This window comes from Arthrobacter paludis (genome assembly GCF_056782315.1).
Window position 1 is genome coordinate 25,995 of the sequence record NZ_JBXAEW010000019.1, and the last position, 22,541, is coordinate 48,535.

The 22,541-nt window shown below is 75.0% G+C and carries 23 protein-coding genes, 1 tRNA gene and 1 riboswitch; of the genes, 13 read left to right on the top strand and 11 right to left on the bottom strand.

What is annotated here, in order from left to right; translation table 11 throughout:
- Nucleotides 1-31 precede the first annotated feature (31 nt).
- Both AC1Q5D_RS15035 and AC1Q5D_RS15040 read left to right on the top strand, forming a co-directional pair.
- Nucleotides 32-2,098: an ABC1 kinase family protein gene (locus AC1Q5D_RS15035; protein WP_481739273.1), complete on the top strand. Its 2,067-nt coding sequence runs from the start codon at nucleotides 32-34 to the stop codon at nucleotides 2,096-2,098.
- Nucleotides 2,099-2,131: 33 nt separating this feature from the next.
- Nucleotides 2,132-3,526, top strand: a complete 1,395-nt coding sequence (locus AC1Q5D_RS15040) for an amidase (protein ID WP_481739274.1) — start codon at nucleotides 2,132-2,134, stop codon at nucleotides 3,524-3,526.
- A gap of 24 nt (nucleotides 3,527-3,550) precedes the next feature.
- On the opposite strand, the gene AC1Q5D_RS15045 is transcribed toward AC1Q5D_RS15040, so the two are convergent.
- Nucleotides 3,551-4,135 (bottom strand): DUF4190 domain-containing protein, encoded by a 585-nt coding sequence (locus AC1Q5D_RS15045; protein WP_481739275.1) that lies wholly within the window; start codon nucleotides 4,133-4,135, stop codon nucleotides 3,551-3,553.
- 171 nt (nucleotides 4,136-4,306) lie between these two features.
- On the opposite strand from AC1Q5D_RS15045, the gene pgm reads away from it, so the two are divergent.
- Complete coding sequence (gene pgm / locus AC1Q5D_RS15050) at nucleotides 4,307-5,947, top strand: phosphoglucomutase (alpha-D-glucose-1,6-bisphosphate-dependent) (protein WP_481739276.1); 1,641 nt, start codon at nucleotides 4,307-4,309, stop codon at nucleotides 5,945-5,947.
- A gap of 113 nt (nucleotides 5,948-6,060) precedes the next feature.
- Here pgm and AC1Q5D_RS15055 read toward each other — a convergent pair whose 3' ends face one another.
- A complete protein-coding gene (locus tag AC1Q5D_RS15055) occupies nucleotides 6,061-6,630 on the bottom strand; it encodes an NAD(P)H-dependent oxidoreductase (RefSeq protein WP_481739277.1) in 570 nt (189 codons plus the stop codon).
- 116 nt (nucleotides 6,631-6,746) lie between these two features.
- A riboswitch (TPP riboswitch) is annotated at nucleotides 6,747-6,844 on the top strand.
- Here AC1Q5D_RS15055 and thiM point away from each other — a divergent pair.
- From thiM to AC1Q5D_RS15080, 5 genes are all read left to right on the top strand, one after another.
- Nucleotides 6,836-7,651, top strand: coding sequence for a hydroxyethylthiazole kinase (thiM, locus tag AC1Q5D_RS15060; protein ID WP_481739278.1), 816 nt, complete (start codon nucleotides 6,836-6,838; stop codon nucleotides 7,649-7,651). (Overlaps the previous riboswitch by 9 nt.)
- Nucleotides 7,648-8,337: a thiamine phosphate synthase gene (gene thiE / locus AC1Q5D_RS15065; RefSeq protein ID WP_481739279.1), complete on the top strand. Its 690-nt coding sequence runs from the start codon at nucleotides 7,648-7,650 to the stop codon at nucleotides 8,335-8,337. Before thiM ends, thiE begins: the two co-directional genes overlap by 4 nt.
- Nucleotides 8,334-9,857, top strand: coding sequence for a bifunctional hydroxymethylpyrimidine kinase/phosphomethylpyrimidine kinase (gene thiD / locus AC1Q5D_RS15070; RefSeq protein ID WP_481739280.1), 1,524 nt, complete (start codon nucleotides 8,334-8,336; stop codon nucleotides 9,855-9,857). The genes thiE and thiD overlap by 4 nt, the downstream gene beginning before the upstream one ends.
- Before the next feature lie 71 nt (nucleotides 9,858-9,928).
- Nucleotides 9,929-11,245 carry a uracil-xanthine permease family protein gene (locus AC1Q5D_RS15075; RefSeq protein WP_481739281.1) on the top strand — a complete coding sequence of 439 codons (1,317 nt, stop codon included), beginning with the start codon at nucleotides 9,929-9,931 and terminating at the stop codon, nucleotides 11,243-11,245.
- Between the two features lie 48 nt (nucleotides 11,246-11,293).
- On the top strand, nucleotides 11,294-12,292 hold the full coding sequence (locus AC1Q5D_RS15080; RefSeq protein ID WP_481739282.1) for a hypothetical protein: 999 nt from the start codon (nucleotides 11,294-11,296) through the stop codon (nucleotides 12,290-12,292).
- Nucleotides 12,293-12,322: 30 nt separating this feature from the next.
- On the opposite strand, the gene AC1Q5D_RS15085 is transcribed toward AC1Q5D_RS15080, so the two are convergent.
- Complete coding sequence (locus AC1Q5D_RS15085; protein ID WP_481739283.1) at nucleotides 12,323-13,150, bottom strand: glycerophosphodiester phosphodiesterase family protein; 828 nt, start codon at nucleotides 13,148-13,150, stop codon at nucleotides 12,323-12,325.
- 34 nt (nucleotides 13,151-13,184) lie between these two features.
- Here AC1Q5D_RS15085 and AC1Q5D_RS15090 point away from each other — a divergent pair, with 34 nt between their 5' ends.
- On the top strand, nucleotides 13,185-13,850 hold the full coding sequence (locus tag AC1Q5D_RS15090; protein WP_481739284.1) for a nitrilase-related carbon-nitrogen hydrolase: 666 nt from the start codon (nucleotides 13,185-13,187) through the stop codon (nucleotides 13,848-13,850).
- A 42-nt stretch (nucleotides 13,851-13,892) separates the two neighbouring features.
- On the opposite strand, the gene AC1Q5D_RS15095 is transcribed toward AC1Q5D_RS15090, so the two are convergent.
- The 3 genes from AC1Q5D_RS15095 to AC1Q5D_RS15105 all read right to left on the bottom strand — a co-directional run bounded on the left by AC1Q5D_RS15095 (nucleotide 13,893) and on the right by AC1Q5D_RS15105 (nucleotide 16,563).
- A complete protein-coding gene (locus tag AC1Q5D_RS15095; protein ID WP_481739285.1) occupies nucleotides 13,893-14,705 on the bottom strand; it encodes an HAD family hydrolase in 813 nt (270 codons plus the stop codon).
- Between the two features lie 7 nt (nucleotides 14,706-14,712).
- A complete protein-coding gene (locus tag AC1Q5D_RS15100; protein WP_481739286.1) occupies nucleotides 14,713-15,627 on the bottom strand; it encodes a carbohydrate kinase family protein in 915 nt (304 codons plus the stop codon).
- A 123-nt stretch (nucleotides 15,628-15,750) separates the two neighbouring features.
- On the bottom strand, nucleotides 15,751-16,563 hold the full coding sequence (locus AC1Q5D_RS15105; RefSeq protein WP_481739287.1) for an enoyl-CoA hydratase/isomerase family protein: 813 nt from the start codon (nucleotides 16,561-16,563) through the stop codon (nucleotides 15,751-15,753).
- Nucleotides 16,564-16,744: 181 nt separating this feature from the next.
- On the opposite strand from AC1Q5D_RS15105, the gene AC1Q5D_RS15110 reads away from it, so the two are divergent.
- On the top strand, nucleotides 16,745-18,127 hold the full coding sequence (locus AC1Q5D_RS15110) for an OFA family MFS transporter (RefSeq protein WP_481739288.1): 1,383 nt from the start codon (nucleotides 16,745-16,747) through the stop codon (nucleotides 18,125-18,127).
- Nucleotide 18,128: 1 nt separating this feature from the next.
- Nucleotides 18,129-18,269: an MFS transporter small subunit gene (locus AC1Q5D_RS15115; protein ID WP_481739289.1), complete on the top strand. Its 141-nt coding sequence runs from the start codon at nucleotides 18,129-18,131 to the stop codon at nucleotides 18,267-18,269.
- A 4-nt stretch (nucleotides 18,270-18,273) separates the two neighbouring features.
- Here AC1Q5D_RS15115 and AC1Q5D_RS15120 read toward each other — a convergent pair whose 3' ends face one another.
- Entirely contained in the window at nucleotides 18,274-19,038 is a 765-nt protein-coding gene (locus tag AC1Q5D_RS15120; RefSeq protein WP_481739290.1) for a LysR substrate-binding domain-containing protein, read from the bottom strand.
- Nucleotides 19,039-19,096: 58 nt separating this feature from the next.
- On the opposite strand from AC1Q5D_RS15120, the gene AC1Q5D_RS15125 reads away from it, so the two are divergent.
- The gene (locus AC1Q5D_RS15125) at nucleotides 19,097-19,486 is read left to right on the top strand and encodes a DUF5997 family protein (RefSeq protein ID WP_481739291.1); all 390 of its coding nucleotides are present in this window, start codon (nucleotides 19,097-19,099) and stop codon (nucleotides 19,484-19,486) included.
- A gap of 61 nt (nucleotides 19,487-19,547) precedes the next feature.
- Here the strand turns inward: AC1Q5D_RS15125 and AC1Q5D_RS15130 are convergent, their stop codons facing one another.
- From AC1Q5D_RS15130 to AC1Q5D_RS15145, 4 genes are all read right to left on the bottom strand, one after another.
- Nucleotides 19,548-19,979 (bottom strand): universal stress protein, encoded by a 432-nt coding sequence (locus AC1Q5D_RS15130; protein ID WP_481739292.1) that lies wholly within the window; start codon nucleotides 19,977-19,979, stop codon nucleotides 19,548-19,550.
- Nucleotides 19,980-20,042: 63 nt separating this feature from the next.
- Complete coding sequence (locus tag AC1Q5D_RS15135) at nucleotides 20,043-20,753, bottom strand: dienelactone hydrolase family protein (protein WP_481739293.1); 711 nt, start codon at nucleotides 20,751-20,753, stop codon at nucleotides 20,043-20,045.
- Nucleotides 20,754-20,850: 97 nt separating this feature from the next.
- Nucleotides 20,851-21,264 carry a VOC family protein gene (locus tag AC1Q5D_RS15140; RefSeq protein ID WP_481739294.1) on the bottom strand — a complete coding sequence of 138 codons (414 nt, stop codon included), beginning with the start codon at nucleotides 21,262-21,264 and terminating at the stop codon, nucleotides 20,851-20,853.
- Nucleotides 21,265-21,403: 139 nt separating this feature from the next.
- Nucleotides 21,404-21,487 (bottom strand) — tRNA-Leu (locus AC1Q5D_RS15145).
- Between the two features lie 325 nt (nucleotides 21,488-21,812).
- On the opposite strand from AC1Q5D_RS15145, the gene AC1Q5D_RS15150 reads away from it, so the two are divergent.
- Nucleotides 21,813-22,520, top strand: coding sequence for an FhaA domain-containing protein (locus tag AC1Q5D_RS15150; RefSeq protein ID WP_481739295.1), 708 nt, complete (start codon nucleotides 21,813-21,815; stop codon nucleotides 22,518-22,520).
- Nucleotides 22,521-22,541 lie beyond the last annotated feature (21 nt).

Here is a 22,541-nt window from a genome sequence, read left to right on the forward strand (position 1 = left end):
ATCCGCGCCCGATCCAACGTTAAGGGGCTCGATGTTCACGGACGCCGGCCTGGACGCGCTGAACGCCTTCGGCGTGGTGCTGACGCTCGCGCTCAGCGCGGCGGCCCTCCTGCTGCAGGCGTGGGTCGTCGCGACCGTCGCGCGGCGCGTGCTCGGCGTTCCGGTCGGCTGGCCCCGCTCGATCGGCGTCGGCCTGCTCATGGCCGGCGCCCTGGCCTACAGCGTCCAGTACCTGTACCGGGCGGCGAACGTGGACGACGGCACCGGCCTCGCCGTCGACCCCGTCGTCGCGGTCATGTTCGGGCTGCTCGCGGTCCTCTGGGTCTTCGCGCTCGGCGTCGCCCTGCTGATGGTCCTGGAGATCGCGGTGCCCACGGGCTCGCTCCCCTCCCCCCTGCGGATGCTGCGCGGGTGGGGCGCCCGCCGCCGGCGCACCTCCCGCTACTTGGAGGTCGTCGGCATCGCCGTCAGGCACGGGCTCCTCGCCCAGGCCCGCGGCCTGAACCGGCGCAGCGCCCCGGAGACCGCGACCGGCACGGCCCGCGCGCTGCGGCGGGCGATGGAGGAGGCCGGCGTCGCGTTCGTCAAGCTCGGCCAGATGCTGTCCACCCGCCGGGACCTGCTGCCCGCCGAGTATGTGCGGGAGCTCTCGAGGCTGCAGACGGAGGCGGCCCCGGAGCCGTGGCCGGCGATCGAGGAGGCGGTCCAGCGCAGCCTGGGCCGGCCCCTCGCGGAGGTCTTCGCGTCCGTCGAGCGGGAGCCGCTGGCGTCCGCCTCCGTCGCCCAGGTCCACCGGGCGGTGCTGCTGGACGGGTCCCGCGTGGTCCTGAAGGTGCAGCGTCCGGCGGCCGTCGCGCAGGTCCGCCAGGACATCGGGATCGTCCTGCAGCTGGCGGGCTGGCTGGAGCGCTCCGCGCCGTGGGCGCGCCGGCTCGGCGTCCTCTCCCTCGCCGACGGGTTCGCGCAGTCGCTGCGGGAGGAGCTCGACTACCACGTCGAGGAGGAGAACATGCGCGCCGTCGGGCACGCGCTGGCGGACTTCGAGGTGCGGGTCCCCGCCGCCCACCCCGCACTCTGCCACCGGCGGCTGCTGGTCATGGAGGAGCTCGAGGGCCAGCCGGTGGCGGAGGCGGCCGAGCGCCTGCCGCGGCTCGGCGGGGCGGCGCGGCGCCGCCTCGCCACGGAACTGCTGCGCGCCACGCTGCACCAGATCGCGAACGACGGCGTCTTCCACGCGGACCTGCACCCGGGGAACGTCTTCGTCACCGACGCGGGGGGCCTGGCCCTGTTGGACTTCGGCTCCGTGGGCCGGCTCGACCCGGCCAGCCAGCAGTCGATGAACATGCTCCTCTTCGCCATCGACAAGGGCGACGACCAGCTGGCCACGGACGCCCTGCTCGGCCTCCTGGACCAGCCCGAGCGCCTCGACGAGAAGGCGTTCGAGCGCTCCCTGGGCCAGCTGCTGGTGCGGTACCGGCACGGCCTGGGCCGGCGGGGCGGCGCCGAGCTCTTCACGGCCCTGTTCGGGCTCGTCATCCACCACGGGTTCTCCGTCCCGCCGCAGACCGCGGCGGCCTTCCGGGCCCTCGGCTCCCTGGAGGGGACGCTCCAGCTGCTCGATCCGACGCTCGACGTCGTCGCCGCGGCCCGCGCCGAGGGCCGGCGGCTGGCCGGCGAGCGCGTGCGTCCCCGCGCCCTGGCGGACCAGCTGGAGCTGCGGCTGCTGCAGCTGCTGCCCCAGGTGTCGGCCCTGCCGCGGCGCCTCGGCAAGATCAGCGAGGACCTCGAACAGGGCCGGCTGAGCGTCAACGTGCGGGTGCTCTCCGACCCGCGGGACCGCGGCTTCCTGAACCGGCTCGTGCAGCAGGTCGTCGTGGCGATCCTGGCCGGGTCCGCGACGCTCGCGGCGATCATCCTGATCACCACGGACACCGGGCCGTACCTGACGGAGAACATCCGCACCCACGCGTTCTTCGGCTACACACTGCTGTTCATGGGCTTCATCCTGGCCCTGCGGTCCGTGGTCCTCGTGTTCCAGCGCGACGACCCGGACGCCGAGGAGGCGCCCCGGCGCGCCCGGGGCCGGGTCCGTGGCTAGGCCGTCCGGGACACCGGCGGGGAGGAGGAACCGATGGAACTGCACGAGCTGACCGCGCTGCAGCTGCGGGACGCGCTGGCCCGGGGGGAGGCGTCGGCGCGCGAGGCGGCCGAGCACTTCCTGGGCCGGATCGAGGCCCTCAACCCCGCCCTGGGCAGCTTCACCGCGGTGACGGCCGGGGACGCGCTCGCCGCCGCCGACGCCGCGGACCGCGCGCTCGCCTCGGGCGCCGCGCCGGGGCCGCTGCACGGGATCCCGCTGGCCTACAAGGACCTGTGGGACGTCGCGGGGGTCCCGACGACGTACGGCTCCGCCGCCGTCCCGCACGAGGCGGCCGCCGTCGACCACCCGCTGGTCGCCCGGCTGCGGGCCGCCGGCAGCGTGTCGCTGGGCAAGACACAGATCCCGGAGTTCGGCCTGAACTGCTACTCCGAGAACCTCATCGCCGCTCCCGCGCGCAACCCGCTCGACCCCCGGCTTTCGGCGGGCGGCTCCTCCGGCGGCAGCGCGGCCGCCGTCGCGGCCGGCATGCTGCCGTTCGCCCCGGGGAACGACGGCGGCGGCTCGGTGCGGATCCCCGCCTCGGCGTGCGGGCTGATCGGCCTGAAGCCCGGCTTCGGAACCGTCCCGGCGGATCTGGCCAACGGGACCGAGGACGCGTTCGGGGCGCCCCGGCTGGTCGCCTCGGGCCCGCTGGCGCGGACGGCGGCGGACGCGGGCCTGCTCCTGGACGCCATGGCCCCGCGGCCGGCGGGCGGGGACGCCCCGCCGTCGTACCTGGACGCGGCCCTGCGCGCGGAGCCGGCGGGCGGCCGCCCGCTGCGGATCGGGCTGAGCACCCGCTCCCCCTTCGAGTCGGAGATGGAGATCGTCCCGGACCGGGAGGCCCGGTCCGCGCTGGCGGACGGCGTGGCGGCCCTGGAGCGGGCCGGCCACACGGTCGAGGACGCCGACATCCGCTACGACAACCGCTACCCGGAGGCGTTCTCCATCGTGTGGACGTCGGCCCTCGCGGACGCGCCGATCCCGCCCGAGGGGGTCCCCCGGCTGACCCGCCTGACCCGGACGTTCCTGGAGCGCGCCCTGCGGCGCCCGGAATCGCGCCGCCGGTGGGCGGCCGAGACCATCCGGAAGATCGCCGAGGACTGCCGGGCCCAGTGGGGGCGCTGGGACGTGGTGCTCACGCCGGCCATGGCGCAGCCGCCCCGGCCGGTCGGGCACTTCACGGCGCACGCCGCGGACGACGACTACCGCCTGCAGTGCCAGTACACGCCGTTCACGTCCATGGTGAACGTGGCCGGCCTGCCCGCGGTCACCGTCCCGACGGCGACCTCCGGCGACGGGCTGTCGATGGGCGTCCAGCTCATCGGCCGGGCCGGGTCGGAGGCGGACCTCCTGGCGCTGGCCGCCCAGATCCACCTGGCCTGAGCGGCCCGCCCGCGTGCGCGGCGCCTACGCCTCGAAGCCCTGCTCGAAGCCCTGCTCGAAACCCTGCTCGATGCCGCCCACGGACCCGGCGACCGCGAGGAAGAACACCAGGGCGACGATGGCCAGCACCGTCAGGGCCAGGACGAGGTAGCCCATGACCAGGCCGGCGATGGCCATGCCGCGGGCCGCCGGTTCGCGGCGCAGGGACAGGTGCCCCAGCACGACTGCCGCGACCTGCGGGGCCAGGAACGAGCCGAACGTCACGATTCCGGCGATGCCGCACACCAGGGCGATGATCCCCAGGGTCTTGGGCTCCTGCGGGGGCAGCGCGCCGTAGCCGTAGGGGGCCGGCTGTCCCGGGTACGGCTGCTGGCCGGGCGGCGCCTGGTGCCAGGAGGCCGGCTCCTGACCGTACTGCGCCGGCTGGCCGGCCGCGGCCGGCGGTCCCTGCGGCGCCGGGGCCGCATAGGGGTTCGCTGGCCGGTCGTAGGCGTTCGCGGGCCGGTCGCCCCCGCCGGCCGGGCCGCCGGACCACGAGGGGTGGTGCGGGTCGCTGAAGGGGCGCTGGCGGTCCCCCGGGTCGTTGGGATTCATCCCCTGTTCGGACATGCCCCCAGTCTAGGCGTGGCCGTCCCCCGCCGGCCCCGCGTGAACGGGGGCCGAACGCCGGGCGGCGCCCCGCGTGAACGGCGGGCGAACGGTCCCGCGGACCGGACGTGGCGGACGCAACATGGCGTCCCACTGCCCCGCCGCGGGCGGCGCTTCTGCCAAGCTGGGCACATGGCCGAGAACCGCGCGGGGACCCCCGCACTCCCCGAGGACCTCATCGACGTGGACGCCGTGCGCTCGGCGTACTTCGACACCGCCCCCGACCCGGCCGATCCGGCGCAGCGCGTCGCGTTCGGCACCTCGGGCCACCGCGGCCGGTCGCTGGAAGGGTCCTTCAACGAGCGCCACATCGCCGCCATCACGCAGGCGATCGTCGAGTACCGCGCCGGGCAGGGGACCACCGGCCCGCTGTTCCTGGGCAAGGACACGCACGCCCTGTCCGACCCGGCGCACGACACCGCACTGGAGGTGCTGGCCGGCAACGGCGTGCGGGTGCTCGTCGACGCGCGCAACGCGTGGACCCCGACGCCCGCGCTCTCCCACGCGATCCTCGCGCACAACCGCGGCGGGGCCGCGGACCGGGCGGACGGCATCGTCGTGACGCCGTCCCACAACCCGCCCGCCGACGGCGGCTTCAAGTACAACCCGCCCCACGGGGGACCGGCGGACTCCGACGCGACCGGGTGGATCGCCGCGCGCGCCAACGAGCTCCTCGAGCGGAATCTGGACGGCGTCCGCCGCGCACCGCTGGACAGGGCCCGCGCGGCCGAGACGACCGGGACGTACGACTTCCTGGCCGCCTACGTCGACGACCTGCCCTCCGTCCTGGACCTGGACGCCATCCGCTCGGCCGGCGTGCGCATCGGGGCGGACCCGATGGGCGGGGCCTCGGTCGACTACTGGGCGGCGATCGCGGAGCGGCACCGGCTGGACCTGACGGTCGTGAACCCGCGCGTGGACCCCCGCTGGTCCTTCATGACCCTGGATTGGGACGGGAAGATCCGCATGGACTGCTCCTCCCCCGCCGCCATGGCCTCGCTGGTCGCCCAGCGCGAGGCTTTCGACATCGCCACCGGCAACGACGCGGACGCCGACCGCCACGGGATTGTCACCCCGGACGCCGGGCTGATGAACCCGAACCACTACCTCGCCGTCGCGATCGACTACCTGTACCGCCACCGCGACGGCTGGCCGGCCGCGGCCGGCGTCGGCAAGACGCTGGTGAGCTCGTCGATGATCGACCGGGTGGCCGCGTCGCTGGGCCGGACCCTCGTCGAGGTCCCGGTCGGCTTCAAGTGGTTCGTCCCCGGCCTGCTCGACGGGACCGGCGTGTTCGGGGGCGAGGAGTCCGCCGGCGCGAGCTTCGTCCGCCGGGACGGCACCCCGTGGACGACGGACAAGGACGGGATCCTGCTGGCGCTGTTGGCCTCGGAGATCCAGGCCGTCACGGGCCGCTCCCCCAGCCGCCGCTACGCCGAGCTGGCGGACGAGTTCGGAGCGCCGGCCTACGCGCGCATCGACGCGCCGGCGACCCGGGAGCAGAAGGCCGCCCTCGGCCGGCTTTCGGCCACGGACGTCACCGCCACGGAGCTCGCCGGGGAACCGATCACGGCCAAGCTCACGGCGGCGCCCGGCAACGGCGCCCCGATCGGCGGGCTGAAGGTCACCACCGACAGCGCGTGGTTCGCCGCCCGGCCCTCCGGGACCGAGGACGTCTACAAGATCTACGCGGAGTCCTTCCGCGGGCCGGAGCACCTGGGCCTCGTGCAGCAGGAGGCCAAGCGGCTCGTGGACACGGTGATCGGCGGCTAGGGCCCGACCGGGGGGCCGAAACGACCGCCGCGGCGGACGCCGGCCCCCGATACGCGGGAAGGGCCCCCGAACGGGAGGGCCCTTCCTGCTGAGCGCGCCGGAGGCGGCGCGTGCTAGTTCAGCTCGGCGCCGACCGGCTGCGCCGCGGACGCGAGGCCGGCGAGCACGCCCGCGACCTGGCCCACGACCTCGGAGTCGTCCTTCGGGTGGGTCTCGGCGAAGCGCACGAGCGAGCCCGGGATGGACAGCTTGACGTCCTCGAGGACCTTCGCGCCGGCGATGCCGACGGCCTTGCGGGCCTCGTCCTGGGCCCAGACGCCGCCGTACTGCCCGAACGCCGTGCCGATCACCGCGGCCGGCTTGCCGGAGACGGCGCCGGCGCCGAAGGGGCGGGACAGCCAGTCGATCGCGTTCTTCAGCACGGCCGGCATGGTGCCGTTGTACTCCGGGGAGACCAGCAGCAGGGCGTCGGCCTCGGCCGCGGCGGCGCGCAGCTCGGCGGCGGCGGCCGGAACCTGGCCCTCGACGTCGATGTCCTCGTTATAGAACGGCAGGTTCTCGATGCCCTCGTAGACGGTCACGGCGACGCCCTCGGGGGCGTTGGCGGCCGTGGCCTCGGCGAGCTGGCGATTGGTGGAGCCGGCGCGGAGGGAACCGACGAGGGTCAGGACGGTGGTGGCCAAGTGCGTCTCCTGGAAGTTCGGGGTTGATGTGTCAATGATCCCAACGGGAGGCGCCGCCGAACGATTCCCGCCGCGGCCCGTGATCTGCGCCACTTGCCGCATCGGGTAGGCTCGAGGGCACCGACACGGGGTGTCCCTGCGCGCAGGGACTGAGATGAGACCCGGAGAACCTGATCTAGCTAGCACTAGCGGAGGGATGTCGCGCATGGATTCCTTGGCGCCCCCACACCCGACCCCCGCACTGGCCGGGGAGGCCCTGGCGCGGCTGCGCGCCACGACCCCCCTGGTCCAGTGCCTGACCAATTCCGTCGTCGTGAACTTCACGGCGAACGTCCTGCTCGCGGCCGGGGCCGCGCCGGCGATGGTGGACGTCGCGGGCGAGGCGGGCGAGTTCGCCGGCCTCGCCTCGGCCGTCCTCGTGAACCTGGGGACCCCCGCCGACGGCCAGCGCGCCGCGATGTCCGAGGCCGTCCGCGCGGCCCACGCGGCCGGGACGCCGTGGGTCCTGGATCCCGTCGCGGCCGGCGCGGTCGGACTGCGCACCCGGTTCGCCCGCGAGCTGCTCGGCTGCGGCCCCGCCGTCGTGCGCGGCAACGCCTCCGAGATCCTGGCCCTCTCCGGCGCGGGCGCGGGAGGCCGGGGTGTGGACGCGACGGACGCGGTGGACGCCGCGGCCGACGCCGCCGCCGGCCTCGCCCGGACCACGGGCGCCGTCGTCGCCGTCTCCGGACCCACGGACCTCGTCACCGACGGCACGCGCGCCGCGCGCGTCGGCGGCGGGACCGAACTCCTCACGCGCGTCACGGGTGGCGGGTGCGCCCTCGGGGCCCTCGTGGCCGCGTTCACGGCGGCCGCCGGCGATCCGTTCGCGGGCACCGTCGCCGCGCACTCCTTCTACTCCGTGGCCGCCGAGGCGGCCGCGGCGACCGCGGACGGCCCCGGCAGCTTCGCCGTCGCGCTCCTCGACACCCTCGCCTCCACCACCCCGGAGGACCTCACCGACAAGGCGGACCTGGCATGACGCAGCACTTCACCCACACCCGGTTCGACCTCGGCACCTACGTCGTGGTCGACTCCAACAGCACGGCCGGGCGGCCCCTGGCCGACGTCGCCGTGGCGGCGGTCGACGGCGGCGCCACCATGGTCCAGCTGCGCTGCAAGGACCTGTCCGCCCGGGACTTCCTGGCGGCCACCATGGAATCGGCCCGCCGGATCGCCGGCCGGGCCGCCCTGCTGGTGAACGACCGGGTCGACGTCTACCTCGCGGCCCGGGCCGCGGGCGCCGCCGTCGACGGCGTCCACATCGGCCAGACGGACCTGCCCGCGGACGCCGTGCGCGCCCTGGTCGGCCCGGACGCCATCCTGGGCCTCAGCTCCAGCAAGCTGCCCCAGCTCGAGGCCCTGGCCGCCCTCCCGGCGGACACCGTGTCCTACCTGGGCAGCGGCGCCGTCCGGCCCACCCCGACGAAGAAGGACCACCCGGAGCCGCTCGGGTTCGACGGGCTGGCCCGGTTCGTGGCCGCCGCCCCGCTGCCGTGCGTCGCCATCGGCGGCCTCGGCGCCGGCGACGCCGCCGACGTCGCGGCCGCGGGCGCCGCGGGCCTCGCGGTCGTGCGGGCGGTGTGCGCCGCCGAGGACCCCGCCGCGGCCGCCAGCGCGCTGCGCGCCGAATGGATTGCCGCCGCGTCCCCGGTGACCGCCCCGTGAGCGCGCGCGTCCCCAACGTCCTGTCCATCGCCGGCTCCGACCCCTCGGGCGGCGCCGGGATCCAGGCCGACCTGAAGTCCATCGCCGCGTGCGGCGGCTACGGCATGGCCGCCGTCACCGCCCTGACGGCCCAGAACACCCGCCACGTCGCCGGCGTCCACGTCCCGCCGGCCGGGTTCCTCACCGAGCAGCTGGAGACCCTGGCCGCGGACGTCCGGATCGACGCCGTGAAGATCGGGATGCTGGCGACGGAGGAGGTGGCCGACGCGGTCGGCGCGTGGCTGCGCGGGCTGCCGCAGCCGCGCCCCGCCGTCGTGCTGGACCCCGTCCTCGTCGCGACCAGCGGCGACCGTCTCCTCGCCGCGGACGCCGAGCGCGCCGTCGTCGCGCTCCTGCCGCTGGCCGACGCGGTGACCCCGAACGTGCCCGAGCTGGCCGTGCTCGCCGGCGCCGAGCCGGCGGCCACGTGGGAGGAGGCGCTCGCCCAGGCCCGGTCCGTGGCCGCGGCGCACGGGGTGCTCGTCGTCGCCAAGGGCGGGCACCTGCCCGGCGCCACGGCCCGGGACGCCCTCGTGGGCCCCGCCGGGACGCTGCTGGAACTGGCCGCCGACCGCGTCGACACCCCCAACACGCACGGCACCGGCTGCTCGCTCTCCTCCGCCCTCGCGACCCTGCACGCGCGCACCGGCTCGTGGCCCGCCGCGCTCCGCCTCGCCAAGGAGTGGCTCACCGGCGCGCTGGCCGCCGCCGACGCCCTCGAGGTCGGGACCGGCGGCGGCCACGGCCCCGTCCACCACCTGTCCCGGCTGTGGGAGGGGCGCCGCGTCCCGGACCCGGCCGCCCTGCTGTCCACCTGGTGGGAGGAGACGGCGGGCCTGCGGGAGCGCATCGACGGCCTCGCGTTCATCCGCGGGCTCAGGGACGGGACCCTGCCGGCGGAGGACTTCGCCCACTACCTCGCGCAGGACGCCGTCTACCTGCGCGGCTACGCCCGGGTCCTCTCCCGGGCCTCCGACCTGGCGCCGACCGCCGCCGAGCAGCGGCTCTGGGCCGCCGGCGCGCACGCATGCCTCGAGGAGGAGCTCGCCCTGCACCGCACCCGGCTGGGCGCGGCCCCGCTGCCGCAGCCCACGGCGACGACGGCGGCGTACCTGGACCACCTCGCTGCCTCCGCGCGGAGCTACCCGGAGCTGGTCGCGGCGATCCTGCCCTGCTACTGGCTGTACCAGGACACGGGCGCCCGCCTGGCGGCCGCGGCCCGCGACGGGCACCCCTACGCCGACTGGCTGGCCGCCTACTCGTCGCCCGAGTTCGATGCGGCCACGGCGGCGGCGATCGACGCCGTGCAGGGCGCCGCCCTGGACGCCCCGGCCGAGGGGCTGGCCGCGATGCGCCGGGCCTTCGACGCGTCCTGCCGTCACGAGCTCCTGTTCTTCGCGCAGACCGCGGCGGACGGCGACCCGGGAGGCGCGGGCGCGGCGTTCGCGGCGGCGGAGCACGCGGGCGCCGGCGCGGAGTAGGATTCCGAGGGGCCGCGCCCGGCCGGACGGCCGCGCCGCCCCGGACCCGCCCCCTCCCCGAAGGCACCCACATGAGCAACCCCCTCGGCATCGGCTGGCGCCTGCACGGCGACGGCAAGACCATCCGCCCCGGAACCGTCGTGGCCCCGGACGAGCGCCTGAACTGGCTGCAGACCGCGGGCATCGGCGTCCAGCACGTCATGGCGATGTTCGGGGCCACGGTGCTGGTCCCGGCGATCACGGGCTTCCCCGTGACGACGACGCTGCTGTTCTCCGGCGTCGGCACGCTGCTGTTCCTGGTGGTCACGGCCGGGCGCGTGCCCAGCTACCTGGGCTCCTCGTTCGCGTTCATCGCCCCGGTCTCCGCGTCCATGTCCGCGCACGGGCTGCCCGGCGCCCTGGGCGGCATCGTCGCGGCGGGCGCGGCCCTGTTCCTGGTCGGCGCCGTCGTCCAGAAGGCCGGAGCGGGATGGATCCACGCGCTCATGCCGCCCGTGGTCATGGGCACGATCGTGGCCCTGATCGGCCTGAACCTGGCCGGCACCACGACGTCCGCCATGCAGGAGCTGCCGCTGACCACGTTCGCGACGGCGGGGGCGATCGTCGTGGCCGCCGTGCTGTTCCGCGGCCTGTTGGGCCGGTTGTCCATCCTCGTCGGCATCGCCGTGGGCTACGTGGTGGCGCTGGCCCAGGGGCAGGTGGACTTCGCCCCCGTCCCGGCCGCACCCTGGCTGGGCCTGCCGCCGTTCACGCTGCCGCAGTTCCACGCGGACACGCTCGCCCTGTTCCTGCCCGTCGTGTTCGTCCTGGTGGCGGAGAACATCGGCCACGTCAAGACGGTGGGCCTGATGACCCGCCGCGACCTGGACCCGGTCAACGGGCGCGCGCTGATGGCCGACGGGGCGGCGACGGTGGTCGCCGGACTCGGCGGCGGCTCCGGAACGACGACGTACGCCGAGAACATCGGGGTCATGGCCTCCTCCCGCGTCTACTCGACGGCCGCGTACTGGGTGGCCGGCGGCGTCGCGATCGTCGTCGCGTTCCTGCCGAAGTTCGGGGCGGTCATCAACACGATCCCGGCGGGAGTCACCGGCGGGGCGGGCATCGTGCTCTACGGCATGATCGGCATCATCGGCGCCCGCCTCTGGGTGCAGAACCGGGTCAACTTCTCCAACCCCATCAACCTGATGACGGCCGGGACCGGCCTGATCATCGCGATCGCCAACCCCACCCTGCAGTTCGGCGGCATGGCGTTCGGCGGCATCGCGCTCGGCACGGCCGCGGCGCTGCTGGTCTTCCACGGCATGACCGGCATCGCCCGCTGGCGCGGCACGGAGCCGACGGACGCGCCCGAGGACGAGGGCACCCAGCCCAGCAAGCTGGGATAGCGACGACGGCGGCGCCCGCGCGCCGGGCCCGCGGAGAGGGGTGGAACCGTGGCGGAATGGAACGACCAGTGGGACACCGGCGCGTGGCGCGCCGAGGCGCTCGCGTGGGTGGACCTCGTGCTGGAGACGTACGGGCTCGAGCGCACCGGCGACGCCGAGCGCCAGCGCGTGCGCCTGCACGCGACCGTGTTCGCGGTGCCGACCGACCACGGCCGGCTCTACGTGAAGGCCGTGTGCCCGGGCCAGGGCGGCGAGCCGTCCGTGACGGCGACGGCGGCCCACCTGGCCCCGAACCAGCTCGTGATGCCGCTGGCGATCGAGCCACACCGCGGCTGGATGGCGTCCCCCGACTACGGGGACACGCTGCGGACGGTGGCGGGCAGCGACTACCAGGTGTGGGCCCGGATCGTGCGGGACTTCGCCCGGCTGCAGGTCGAACTGCTGCCGTTCGGCGACACGCTCTTCGACGCGGGGCTGCTGCAGCTCGACCCTGCGTGGCTGCCGCAGCACATCGACGGCCAACTGATGCTCCACGCGTCCCTGCCGCCCGCGCACCCGCTGCACCTGCCCGCCCGCGAGGCGGAGGAGCTGGATGCCCGGCTCCCGGCCGTGCGGGAGATGTGCGCGGTGCTGGCCGCGGGGCCCGTTCCGCTCGGGCTGGACCACAACGACCTGCACCGCGGCAGCGCGTTCCTGCCCACCGGGCCGGACGAGCCGCTGCGCTTCCTCGACCTGGGCGACGCGTACTGGGCGCACCCGTTCTCGGTGCTGCGCCGCCCGCTCGCGGAGCTGCGCACCGAGCTGGGCTGCGGGCCGGACGATCCCCGGCTGCAGCGGGTCGTCGCCGCGTACCTGGGCGAGTGGCGGGACTTCGGGACGGTGGAGCAACTGCGGCCCCTCGTCGAGCCGGCCCTCCGCCTGGGCCGCGTCCAGGACCACGCCGTGTGGATGCGGATCCTCGAGGGCGCCTCCGAGGCCGACCTGCGCCGGAACGCCGGCGCGCCGCTGCGCGCGCTGGCGGAGCTGCCGGACCCGGTCCTCGCCTGAGCCTCGTCCCCGGCCGGGCGGCGCCCGCTCCTACCCGGCCCCGCCCGGCGGGCGCTGCGGCCACTGCCCGCGCTCGGCCATGACCTCCGCCAGCAGGTCCGCCCGGTCGGCCATCACGCCGTCGACCCCCAGGTCGAGCAGCCGGCGCATGTCCGCCTTGGCGTCCACCGTCCACACGTGCACGTGCAGCCCGGCCGCGTGGGCCCGGGCCACGAACGCGGCCGTGGCCACGGGCACGCCGCGGAACCGCTCCGGGACCTGCAGGGCGGCGAGCCCTCCGAGCCGGGCCCGCACGAGGGGCAGCAGCCCCACGGCGCCGAGTCCGGTCACGGCCCCGACCACGCGGGAGCCGGGGCTCGTGGCGACGGGGCGGCCCAGGGCACGCACGAGCCGGCGCCGGCGGGCGTCGGAGAACGAGGCGACGAGCACCCGGTCGTGGGCCTCGTGCTCGCGCAGGGCGCGGGCGAACGGCGCGACCCCGGCGTCGTCCTTCACGTCGATGTTCAGCCGCACGTCCGGCCACTCGGCCAGCACCTCGCCGAGCGTGGGGATCGGCTCGCGGCCTGCCACGCGCAGGCGGCGCAGCTGCGCGAGCGTGTGCGCCGAGACGGGGCCCGTGCCGTCCGTGGTGCGGTCCAGGCGCGCGTCGTGGATGACGACCAGGTGCCCGTCCCGGGTGGTGCGCACGTCCAGCTCGAGGTAGCCGTACCCGAGGGCGACGGCGGCGCGGAACGCGGCCAGCGTGTTCTCCTCGCCGTGCGGCGCCCAGCCGCGGTGGGAGAAGGCCAACGGCCAGCCGCGCCGGCCCGCGTACGTATCATGCAGATACGCGATCCCGTCCCGCCGTGCCTTGCCCACGGTCGGGACTCTACCCCCAGGAGGTGTCCGCGGCATGGACGCGCTGTTGGCCGAGGGGCAGGCGCCCGCGGACCCCGCCGAGCGGTTCCGGGTCCTCGAGGCGTGGGCCTCACGCGCCGCCGCCTCCGGCGCCCTGCTGCTCGCCGTGCCCACCGGCTTCTTCGGCGCGTCCCCCGACGCACCCGGCGGGGAGCTGCGCCGCCGGCTCGCCGCGGCGGCCCGGCGGGCCGGGGTGGCCCTCGCCGCGGCCACCCCGGAGCAGGCGCCCGGCGGGGTGTACGCGGCCGCCTCGCTGTGGGACCGGCACGGGCAGCTCGCCGGGCACACCCGCGCCCGCCGGCCCTCCGCGGCGCTGCGGGCCCGCGGCTTCCGCGGCTTCTCCGGCGCCCCGCCCGTCCTGCGCGCGCCCGGGTTGCCCCCGCTGTCCGTCGCGCACGCCCCGGACGCCGGGGCGGCGGACTACCGCGCCTACCTGTCCGCCGCCGGGGCGTCGGTCCTGGTGGTTCTGGGCGAGGCGGACACGGCGCTGGAGCCCCTCGCCGGGCCCGCGTCCTGGAACGCGACCCGCACCGGGGTCCCTTTCCCGCAGCCGGGGCCGCTGCCCGAGCCGCTGCTGCGCCCGCTGCCGCGGGACGCGGCCGCCTGGTACGCCCGCCTCGAGGACACGGAGCCGCGGCCGCCCCGCACCGGCGGATCCTGAGCGGCCGGACCCCCGCGCCGGAGGCGCCGCCCCCCGCAGGGGCTAGGCCGTGGCGTGGTCCGCGAGCAGGCGCTCCACGGTGCGGGCGACGCCGTCGTCGTCCAGCGTGCCGGCGAGCGCGTCGGCGGCCGCGCGGGCCTCGGGGTGCCCGTCCGCCATCGCGTAGCCGCGGCCGGCCCACCCCAGCATCTCGATGTCGTTGGGCATGTCGCCGAAGGCGACCACGTCCGCGGCGTCGATGCCGCGGGCGGCCGCGAAGTCGGCGAGCGCGACGGCCTTGTTGACGTCGCTGCGGGCCATCTCCAGCAGCGCGGTGTCCGGCGCCGAGTGGGTGACGGCGACGAGGTGGCCGACGCGCGGGTGGACCCGCGCCAGGAACCCCTCCGCCGTGCCCGTGTGCGACCGGGCGAGGAACTTCACGACGCCCTCCCGGGCCAGCGTGTCCATCGGGAACGGCCCCGGGACGCGTCCCTCGAGACCGCGGCCCTCCCGCTCGCCCGCGAACCCGGGCTCGAGGTACAGGCCGCGCGTGGTCTCGGCCGCGAAGCGGGCGCCGGGCTCGAGCCCGAGGATGAGCCCCCGGGCCTCCTCGAGCGCGTCGACGTCGATGGTCTTGGCCTCGAGGATCCGCTCCTGCTCGAGGTCGTAGACGAGGGCCCCGTTGGAGCAGATGACCGTTCCGAGGTGGCCGAAGGCCCGGCCGAGCGGCTCGAGCCAGCGGAACGGCCTGCCGGTCACGAAGACGATCCGCACCCCGGCCTCGCGGGCCGCGGTGAGGGCCCGGACGGTGCGCGGGGAGAAGGTGTCGTCCGGGCGGAGGATCGTCCCGTCCAGGTCGCTGGCGATGAGCCGCATGCCGCGGCTAGGGGATCTCGTGCCGGAAGGGCGGGTTGGCTCCGGGCCGGGACACGGTGACGGCCGCGGCGCGGACCGCGTAGGCGAGGATCTCCTCGAACTGCCCCGGCGTCAGCTCGCGCAGCTTCTCCCGGTGGGCGGAACCGACGAGCCCACGGTCCACGAGCGCGGAGATCAGCGCGGCCATGAAGGAGTCGCCGGCGCCGACGGTGTCCGCGACGTCGACGACGGGCACCGGGGCGGTGGCGTCGCCCGCCGCGACCAGGCCGTACGGGCCGCGGGACCCGTAGGTCGCCACGACCATGGCGGGGCCCAGCCCGAGCCAGGCCCGGCAGGTCTCCTCGACGCTCCGGCCCGGGTAGAGCCATTCGAGGTCCGAGTCGCTGGCGCGCACGACGTCGGAGAGCGCGACGAACCGCTCCACCTGGGCGACCGCCTCCTCGTGGTCGTCCATGAAGTTCGGGCGGACGTTCGGGTCGAACGTGATGGTGGCGTGCGGGCGGGCCCTGCGCACCGCCTCGAGGACCGTGCCGGCGCCGGGCTCGACGACCGTGGCGATCGACCCGGTGTGCAGCAGCTGGGCGTCCCCGAGGGCGCGGTCGGCGACGGCCTCGAAGCCGGCCAGGTCCCAGACGAGGTCGAACTCGTAGGTGGCCGCCCCGGCGGGGTCGAGCGTGCCGTGGGCCGTGCTGGTGGGATGGGAGTCGGGCGCGAGGACCTCCTGGACGGAGTTGTCCCGGAGGTGTTCGTGGATCATCCGGCCGTACCCGTCGTCGCCGTAGCGGCCGACGAAGGTGACGGGATGCCCCAGCCGGGCGAGCCCGACGGCGACGTTCATGGGGCTGCCGCCCACGTAGCTCTGCGGGGCGGAGAGCCCGCCGGAGAGCACGTCGACGAGCGCCTCACCCATGACTGTCAGCACACACTGCTCCCTCACCTCGGCGTTGACGCGGTGCCCTCAATATACCGGTGCGTCCGGCCGCGGGCCCATCCCCCGCCCGGGGCGGCGTGGCCCGCGGCCCGCGGCGCCGTGGCGCGGACTCGTTCAGCGGCCCGGGAACGCGGGGGCCTCCTTGGCCACGAAGGCGCGGCGCCCGACGGCGGAGTCCTCGGTGCCGAACGCCTCGCGGAAGCTGCGGACCTCGGCCTCGAGCCCCTCGGCAACGCTGGGCAGGTCGGCGATCTCGGCCAGGGCCGCCTTGGCGTTCGCGACGGCCGTGGGGGCCTTGGCGGCGATCTCGCCGATGGTCGCCAGGGCGGCCTGGAGCAGCGCGTCCGGGTCGTCGAAGACCGCGTTCGCCAGCCCGGTGCGCAGCGCCTCCCCGGCGGGGATCCGCCGGCCGGTCAGGATCAGCTCGCGGGCCATCGCCAGCCCGACGCGCCGCTGCAGCCGGACGGAGCCGCCGAAGCCGGGGACCAGCCCGAGGGCGACCTCCGGCTGGCCGAAGCTGGCGTTGGCGCTCGCGTAGATGAAGTCGCAGGCCAGGGCCAACTCGCAGCCGCCGCCGAGCGCGAACCCGTTGACGGCGGCGACGACGGGCACGGGCAGGCGCTCGAGCCGGATGGTGACCTCGTACATGCGGCGGGCGTAGGCCTCCGCGGCGTCGGCGTCCATGGAGCCCATCTCGACGATGTCCGCGCCGGCGACGAAGGCCTTGGCCCCGGCGCCGGTGAGGACGACGCCCCGGATGGGCCAGTCCCCGTCGCGGCCGACGGCGCCCAGGCGCTCCGTGAGGGCCAACAGGTCGTCGACGACGGCGCCGGCCAGCGCGTTCATCGACTCCGGGCGGTTGATGGTCACGACGAGCGCCGGGCCGTCGGTGCGGGTGTTCAGGGTCGGGTAGGTGCCCCAGTCCATGCGGTGTCGCTCCTGGTGTCGAGGTCTCCCCGCCGGGCGCGGCGGGCCACCCCCAGCTTGCCAGATGTGTGGCGCCCGTCATGCGGCACCCCTTTTCACTGGGGACAATCTGCATGACAATTGCCGCGGGCAACCGTCCCCGGGGCGGGCCGCCCCGCCCCGCACCCGAAGAGGAGGCCCCATGTCCTGGCTCGACCGCTCCCACTCGATCGCCCCGCCCGGCTTCAACCGCTGGCTGATCCCGCCCGCGGCCCTCGCGGTCCATCTCTGCATCGGCCAGGCCTACGCCACGAGCGTGTACAAGACGGCCCTGGTCGAGCACTTCGGAACGAGCCAGACGGCCATCGGCGTCGTCTTCTCGATCGCGATCGTCATGCTCGGCCTGTCGGCCGCGGTCATGGGCACGTGGGTCGAACGCAGCGGTCCCCGGCGGTCCATGTTCGTCGCCGCGTGCTTCTGGTCCTCCGGGTTCGTGGTCGGCGCGTGGGGGATCTTCGCGGAGCAGCTGTGGCTGGTCTACGCGGGCTACGGCGTCCTGGGCGGGATCGGCCTGGGCATCGGGTACATCTCGCCGGTTTCCACGCTCATCAAGTGGTTCCCGGACCGGCCCGGCATGGCGACGGGCATGGCCATCATGGGCTTCGGCGGGGGCGCGCTGATCGCCTCGCCCCTGTCGACGCAGCTGATGCGCGCCTTCGACCCGGGCTCGGGCGCGCCGGGCTGGGTGCCCAGCGGCCAGTCGGTCGGCCTGCTGTTCCTCACCCTGGGCGCCGCGTACTTCCTCGTCATGATGTACGGGGTGTTCAACATCCGCGTCCCGGCCGAGGGCTGGCGTCCCCGCGGGTGGGACCCCTCCACGGCGCGGCGTTCCGAGCTGGTCACGCGGAACCACGTCTCGGCGGCGAACGCCATCAGGACACGCCAGTTCTGGCTGGTGTGGACGGCCCTGTTCCTGAACGTCACCGCGGGCATCGGGATCCTCGAGCAGGCCTCCCCCATGATCCAGGACTTCTTCCGTTCGGGCGACGGGATCTCCGCCGTCGGCGCCGCGGTCGCGGGCGGCTTCGTCGGCCTGCTGTCCATCGGCAACATGGCCGGACGGTTCGCCTGGTCGAGCGCCTCGGACGCCATCGGCCGGAAGAACGTCTACATGGTCTACCTCGGCGCGGGCGCCGTGCTCTACGCGACGCTCGCCCTACTCGGGGGAAGCAGCCCCCTGCTCTTCATCGCCCTCGCGTTCGTGATCATCAGTTTCTACGGCGGCGGATTCTCCACCGTCCCCGCCTACCTGCGGGACCTCTTCGGCACGTTCCAGGTCGGCGCGATCCACGGCCGACTGCTGACGGCGTGGTCGGCGGCCGGCATCGCCGGCCCGCTCATCGTCAACGGGATGCTGGACGCCCAGGGCGAGCCCGGGACGCTCAACGCCCACCACTACCAGCCGGTGCTCCTCACGATGGTGGCACTGCTGGCCGTCGGCTTCGTCGCCAACCTGTTGATCTCACCGGTCCCCGAGCGGTTCCACGAACCGGAGCTCGTCGACGCCTCCCGGAAGGAGTCCTGACATGGATCCGATCCACGCCCCCCACGACGTTCCGACGCGGCCCTCGGCGGCGCGGCTGGCCTTCGGCTGGCTTCTGGTCGGGGTGCCGCTGGTCTACGGCATCGGCCAGACCCTCGCCCGGGTCGGGCAGCTCTTCCAGTAGCGGCCTAGCGGCGCCCCTGCTTCCCGGGACGCCGGGCCCCGCCGGAACCGCGGCCCTTCGCGCTCCCGCCCTTGGACGACTTCGCGGCCCCGCCGCCCTGGCCCGAGCCCTTCCCCACGGCCCCTCCGGCGCCCTGGCGGCGCCGCTGCGCCCGCGACGCCTCCTCCTGCTGGCGCTCCCGCACGGAGGGCTGGCGGGACGAGGTCTCCCGGCGCCCGCGGACGATCCCGATGAACTCCTCGACGAGGTCGTCGTTGGGCGCACCGTCGGCGGGACGCGGCCAGGCGAGCGCGACGCGGGTCGGTGGGGCGCCCTCGAGTACCCGCGCCACGACGTCCCGGCGCTGGAAGAGGCGGGCGACGGACATCGGGAGCACCAGCAGGCCCGCCCCGGAGGCCACGACCTCGAGCGCCATCTTCGCGCCGCCCACCTCCGGCGGGTAGTCGGCGAGGTCCAGGAACACGCGCCCCTCGAGCTCGGACGCGGGGACCGATTCGTCGTACAGTTCGACGTCGTCGTCCTTCGGCGCGCACACCACAGGCAGTTCCTCGTAGAGGGGGATCGCGTGGGTCGCCCCATCCGCCACGGTGTCCCCGTCCGGGTAGCGGACGAACACCATGTCCGCCTCCCCGGAGGCGAGCAGCGCGCGGGGGTCGCCGGAATCGTGGCGCCACGCGCGCACGGGGGCGTCCGGGCGGCGCCGGTTCCAGCGGTCGAGCCACTTGCCGGGCATCACGCCGGGGGCGTAGGCGATCCTCAGGGTGTCCACGCCCCAAGGCTACGCGGCGCCGCGGTGCCGGCCGCTCCCCCGCCCCTAGACTGGGGGCATGGCGAAACAACCGCAGACCATGAAGCCGGCGACGGCGGCCAAGAAGCTTGGCATCTACCTTCCCGCCGCGCCTGCGGACTTCCAGGAGCACCCGATCACGCGCGAGGCCCTGCAGGAACTGATGAACGATCCGCCCGAGTGGCTGCAGGAGCTGCGGGCGAACGGCCCGCACCCGCGCCCGGTGGTGGCCCACAAGCTGAACGTCACGATTTCCGGGCTGACCCGCGGCGGCGTGACGGAGCCGCTCACGACGCAGGAGATCGATGCGCTGCTCGCGGAGCGGCCGGAGTGGCTGCGCGCGGAGCGAGCGAACATGGCCGCGGTGCGCGAAGAGGAGCGCCGGGTCAAGGCCGCCCACGCGGCGAAGGACAAGCCGGCCGGGAGGTAGCGGCCGAACGGCGCGACGGCGGGGCACCGGTGCGGTGCCCCGCCGTCGCGCCGTCTGGCGGCTAGCCGGCGGTCTTGACGATGTAGACGTCGCAGGGCGCCGCGTGGGCGACGCTGCTCGCGACCGAACCCAGCACGCGCCCGAGGCCGCGCATGCCGACGTTGCCCACGACGATCAGCTGCGCCTTCGTCTCCGTGGCGACCTCGACAAGCGCGTCCTGGGGCTTCCCGAACGCGGCCCGCGCGGCGATGTCGGCGCCGGGAACCTGGTCGCGCAGGCGCGCCGCCGTCTTGTCGGCGAGCTTGCGGGCCTGCTCGGCGTCGTCGAGGATCCAGGTGTCGCTGCCGATGCGCACGACCTCCGTGTTGTCCTTCGTGTGGGCGGTGACCACCAGCAGCTGGGCGCCGAGGCCCGCCGCGACGGTGGCGGCGCGGCTGGCGGCCTTAAACGCGGTGTCGCTGCCGTCGACGCCGACGATCACGGTTCCTGACATGGGTTTCCTCCTTGGGAAGTGCCGGCGGCGGTCGTCGCCGGCGGTCGGTGGGGGTGTGGTTGTTCAGGCGGCGGAGGCGCCGAGCCGGTCCTTCAGGAAGCCGACGGCGCGCTCCCACGCGGCGCGGGCGTGCTCCGGCCGGTAGTTGCCCTGCGGATTCTCGTCGTTGTGGAAGGCGTGCGGGGCGTCGTAGAAGTGGAAGACGACGTCGGCGCCCGACTCGCGCCGGATCTGCTCCTCCTGCTCCCGGGCCTTCTCGGGCGGGTACATCCCGTCCTGCTCCGCGTAGTGGCCCTGGATCGCCGCCTTGACCCCGGTGTAGGAGTCGGGGACGGCCTGGCCCACGCCGTAGAAGGGGACCGCGGCCGCGACCTTGTCGCCCTGCTGCGCCGCCAGGGCCAGCACGAACCCGCCGCCCATGCAGAAGCCGATGGCGCCGACGGCGTCCCCGGTCGTCTCCCCGAGCGAGAGCAGGTGGTCGACGGCGCCGCCGAGCAGCCGCGCCCCCTCCTCGGCCGGGAGCCTCTGCATCATCTCCCCGGCCTCGTCCCCGTCGTGCGTGATCCAGCCGCCGTACAGGTCCGGCGCCAGCGCGACGAACCCCTCCGCGGCGAGCCGGTCGGCCACGTCGCGGATGTGGTCGGTCAGGCCCCACCACTCCTGGATGACGATGACGCCCGGGCCGCGGCCCGACTCGGGCAGCGCGAGGTAGCCGTGGGCCTGCTCCCCGTTGGAGGTGAACGTCGTGTTCTGGTGGGGCGTGCGTTCCGCCATGCGTGGCGCTCCTTCGCTTTCGCTCGGGTCGGCGCGCCGCGGATGCGGCGGCCGGGCACCAGTCTATGCATGCCCCCCACGGCGTCTGTGGGACACGTCACTTCCCCTCGTCGTCGAGCCCCGCGGTCTCGTCCGGCTGGTGGATGCCGAACGTGTTGCCCTCCGGGTCCAGGTAGTACCCCTGCCAGGCCATCCCGGGGAGCGCGAACTTGGGGAGGGCGAGCTGGCCCCCCGCCCCGAGGATGCGCTGCTCGGCGGCGTCGTAGTCGTCGACGACCATGGTGACGACGTAGGCGTTCGTGCCCTGCCCGATCTCGGGGGCCGGGGCGGGCCGTTTCAGCAGACCGCCGTTGATCCCGGGCTCGGAGTCGCCTCCGGTGGTGATGCCCCAGTACGTGTCGCCGGTGAATTGGGAGTAGTCCTCGAAAGTCCATCCGAAGGCGGCGCCGTAGAACTCCCGGGCGCGGTCGACGTTGTCGGCCTGGATCTCGAAGTGGACGGGACGTGCCATGGCGGCCTCCTGGGGTTTCGGGTTCGGCCCTTCCCATCCTGCGTCCCGGCGCGCCCGCGTCAAGGGGTCCGACTCCAGGGCCGGACCGCGGACGAACGAAAGGCCCCGGTCCAGGGGACCGGGGCCTTTTCTCGCCTCGTGCGCGAGGGGGGACTTGAACCCCCACGCCCTTGCGGGCACTGGCACCTGAAGCCAGCGCGTCTGCCAATTCCGCCACTCGCGCGAGTCGCTTTCCGCGGGCTTCCGCCCCGAACAGCGAGATCCATCATAACCAGCTTTCCCCGCCGATTCCTAATCGGGGCCCCGCCCTCCCGGAAAGTGTGCGCGACGCCACCCATTCCGGTCCCGGAACAGCCGGGATCCGCGCCGCCGCGGGAACCGCCGGGCCCTAGCGGACGTTGCGATGGGGGAGCGAAGCGGCCGGCACCGGACCCATTCCGGGGCCGGGCAAGTAGTATCGGACGAACACGGGCCCGACGCCCGGGGGTTCCGCCGTGCCTGCGGACGGAGCGAGAACGGACAAGCGGAACAACGGAAGGAGCCGCGCCATGGGACTGGTGGACAACGTCGAGCGCGGCCTCGAGAAGCTGGTCACGAGCGTGTTCCGTTCGGGTTCGGCCGAGGTCAAGCCGGTGGAGATCGCCAGCCGGCTGCGCAACGCGATGGACGCCAAGTCGCTGTCCCTTTCGGAGGGCCGCACCCTCGCGCCCAACGTGTTCACGGTGCGACTGGGCGAGAACGACTTCGCGACGGCGCGCGGGTGGGGCCAGGCCCTCGCGGCCGAACTCTGCGACGTCGCCGTCGACCATGCCCAGTCCCAGCACTACACGCTGCAGGGGACGGTGCGGGTGTCGTTCGCGAAGGAAGCCGGGCTCAAGCAGGGCCACTTCGCCGTCGACGCGGAGATGGTCGGGGACCGCGACGCCGCCCCGCAGCGCCCCGCGACGCCGGCGCGCGACCCCCGGCCGCTGCAGCCCGTGCTGGACCTGGACGGACAGCGGTACGCCCTGAACGCGGACTCGATCGTCCTCGGGCGCTCCGCCGAGGCGGACATCCCCATCGACGACCCCGGCGTCTCGCGCCGGCACGTCGAGATCGTGCGCGACGGAGGCGCGGTGTTCGCGGTGGACCTCGGCTCCACCAACGGCAGCTACGTCAACGGGCAGCGCGTCGAGGGCCGGTTGGAGCTCCTCGACGGATCGGTCCTGGCAATGGGCCGCACGCGCATCACCTTCCGGCTCCTTCCCCCCCCGTAGTGGAGGACGTGCATGAGCGAA

Bases quoted from the DNA above. Each gene is read 5' to 3' on its own strand.
- AC1Q5D_RS15035 (WP_481739273.1), top strand. From the start codon at position 32: ATGTTCACGGACGCCGGCCTGGACGCGCTGAACGCCTTCGGCGTGGTG.
- AC1Q5D_RS15040 (WP_481739274.1), top strand. From the start codon at position 2,132: ATGGAACTGCACGAGCTGACCGCGCTGCAGCTGCGGGACGCGCTGGCC.
- AC1Q5D_RS15045 (WP_481739275.1), bottom strand. From the start codon at position 4,135: ATGTCCGAACAGGGGATGAATCCCAACGACCCGGGGGACCGCCAGCGC.
- pgm (WP_481739276.1), top strand. From the start codon at position 4,307: ATGGCCGAGAACCGCGCGGGGACCCCCGCACTCCCCGAGGACCTCATC.
- thiM (WP_481739278.1), top strand. From the start codon at position 6,836: ATGGATTCCTTGGCGCCCCCACACCCGACCCCCGCACTGGCCGGGGAG.
- thiE (WP_481739279.1), top strand. From the start codon at position 7,648: ATGACGCAGCACTTCACCCACACCCGGTTCGACCTCGGCACCTACGTC.
- AC1Q5D_RS15075 (WP_481739281.1), top strand. From the start codon at position 9,929: ATGAGCAACCCCCTCGGCATCGGCTGGCGCCTGCACGGCGACGGCAAG.
- AC1Q5D_RS15090 (WP_481739284.1), top strand. From the start codon at position 13,185: ATGGACGCGCTGTTGGCCGAGGGGCAGGCGCCCGCGGACCCCGCCGAG.
- AC1Q5D_RS15095 (WP_481739285.1), bottom strand. From the start codon at position 14,705: ATGCGGCTCATCGCCAGCGACCTGGACGGGACGATCCTCCGCCCGGAC.
- AC1Q5D_RS15105 (WP_481739287.1), bottom strand. From the start codon at position 16,563: ATGGACTGGGGCACCTACCCGACCCTGAACACCCGCACCGACGGCCCG.
- AC1Q5D_RS15110 (WP_481739288.1), top strand. From the start codon at position 16,745: ATGTCCTGGCTCGACCGCTCCCACTCGATCGCCCCGCCCGGCTTCAAC.
- AC1Q5D_RS15115 (WP_481739289.1), top strand. From the start codon at position 18,129: ATGGATCCGATCCACGCCCCCCACGACGTTCCGACGCGGCCCTCGGCG.
- AC1Q5D_RS15125 (WP_481739291.1), top strand. From the start codon at position 19,097: ATGGCGAAACAACCGCAGACCATGAAGCCGGCGACGGCGGCCAAGAAG.
- AC1Q5D_RS15130 (WP_481739292.1), bottom strand. From the start codon at position 19,979: ATGTCAGGAACCGTGATCGTCGGCGTCGACGGCAGCGACACCGCGTTT.
- AC1Q5D_RS15135 (WP_481739293.1), bottom strand. From the start codon at position 20,753: ATGGCGGAACGCACGCCCCACCAGAACACGACGTTCACCTCCAACGGG.
- AC1Q5D_RS15140 (WP_481739294.1), bottom strand. From the start codon at position 21,264: ATGGCACGTCCCGTCCACTTCGAGATCCAGGCCGACAACGTCGACCGC.
- AC1Q5D_RS15150 (WP_481739295.1), top strand. From the start codon at position 21,813: ATGGGACTGGTGGACAACGTCGAGCGCGGCCTCGAGAAGCTGGTCACG.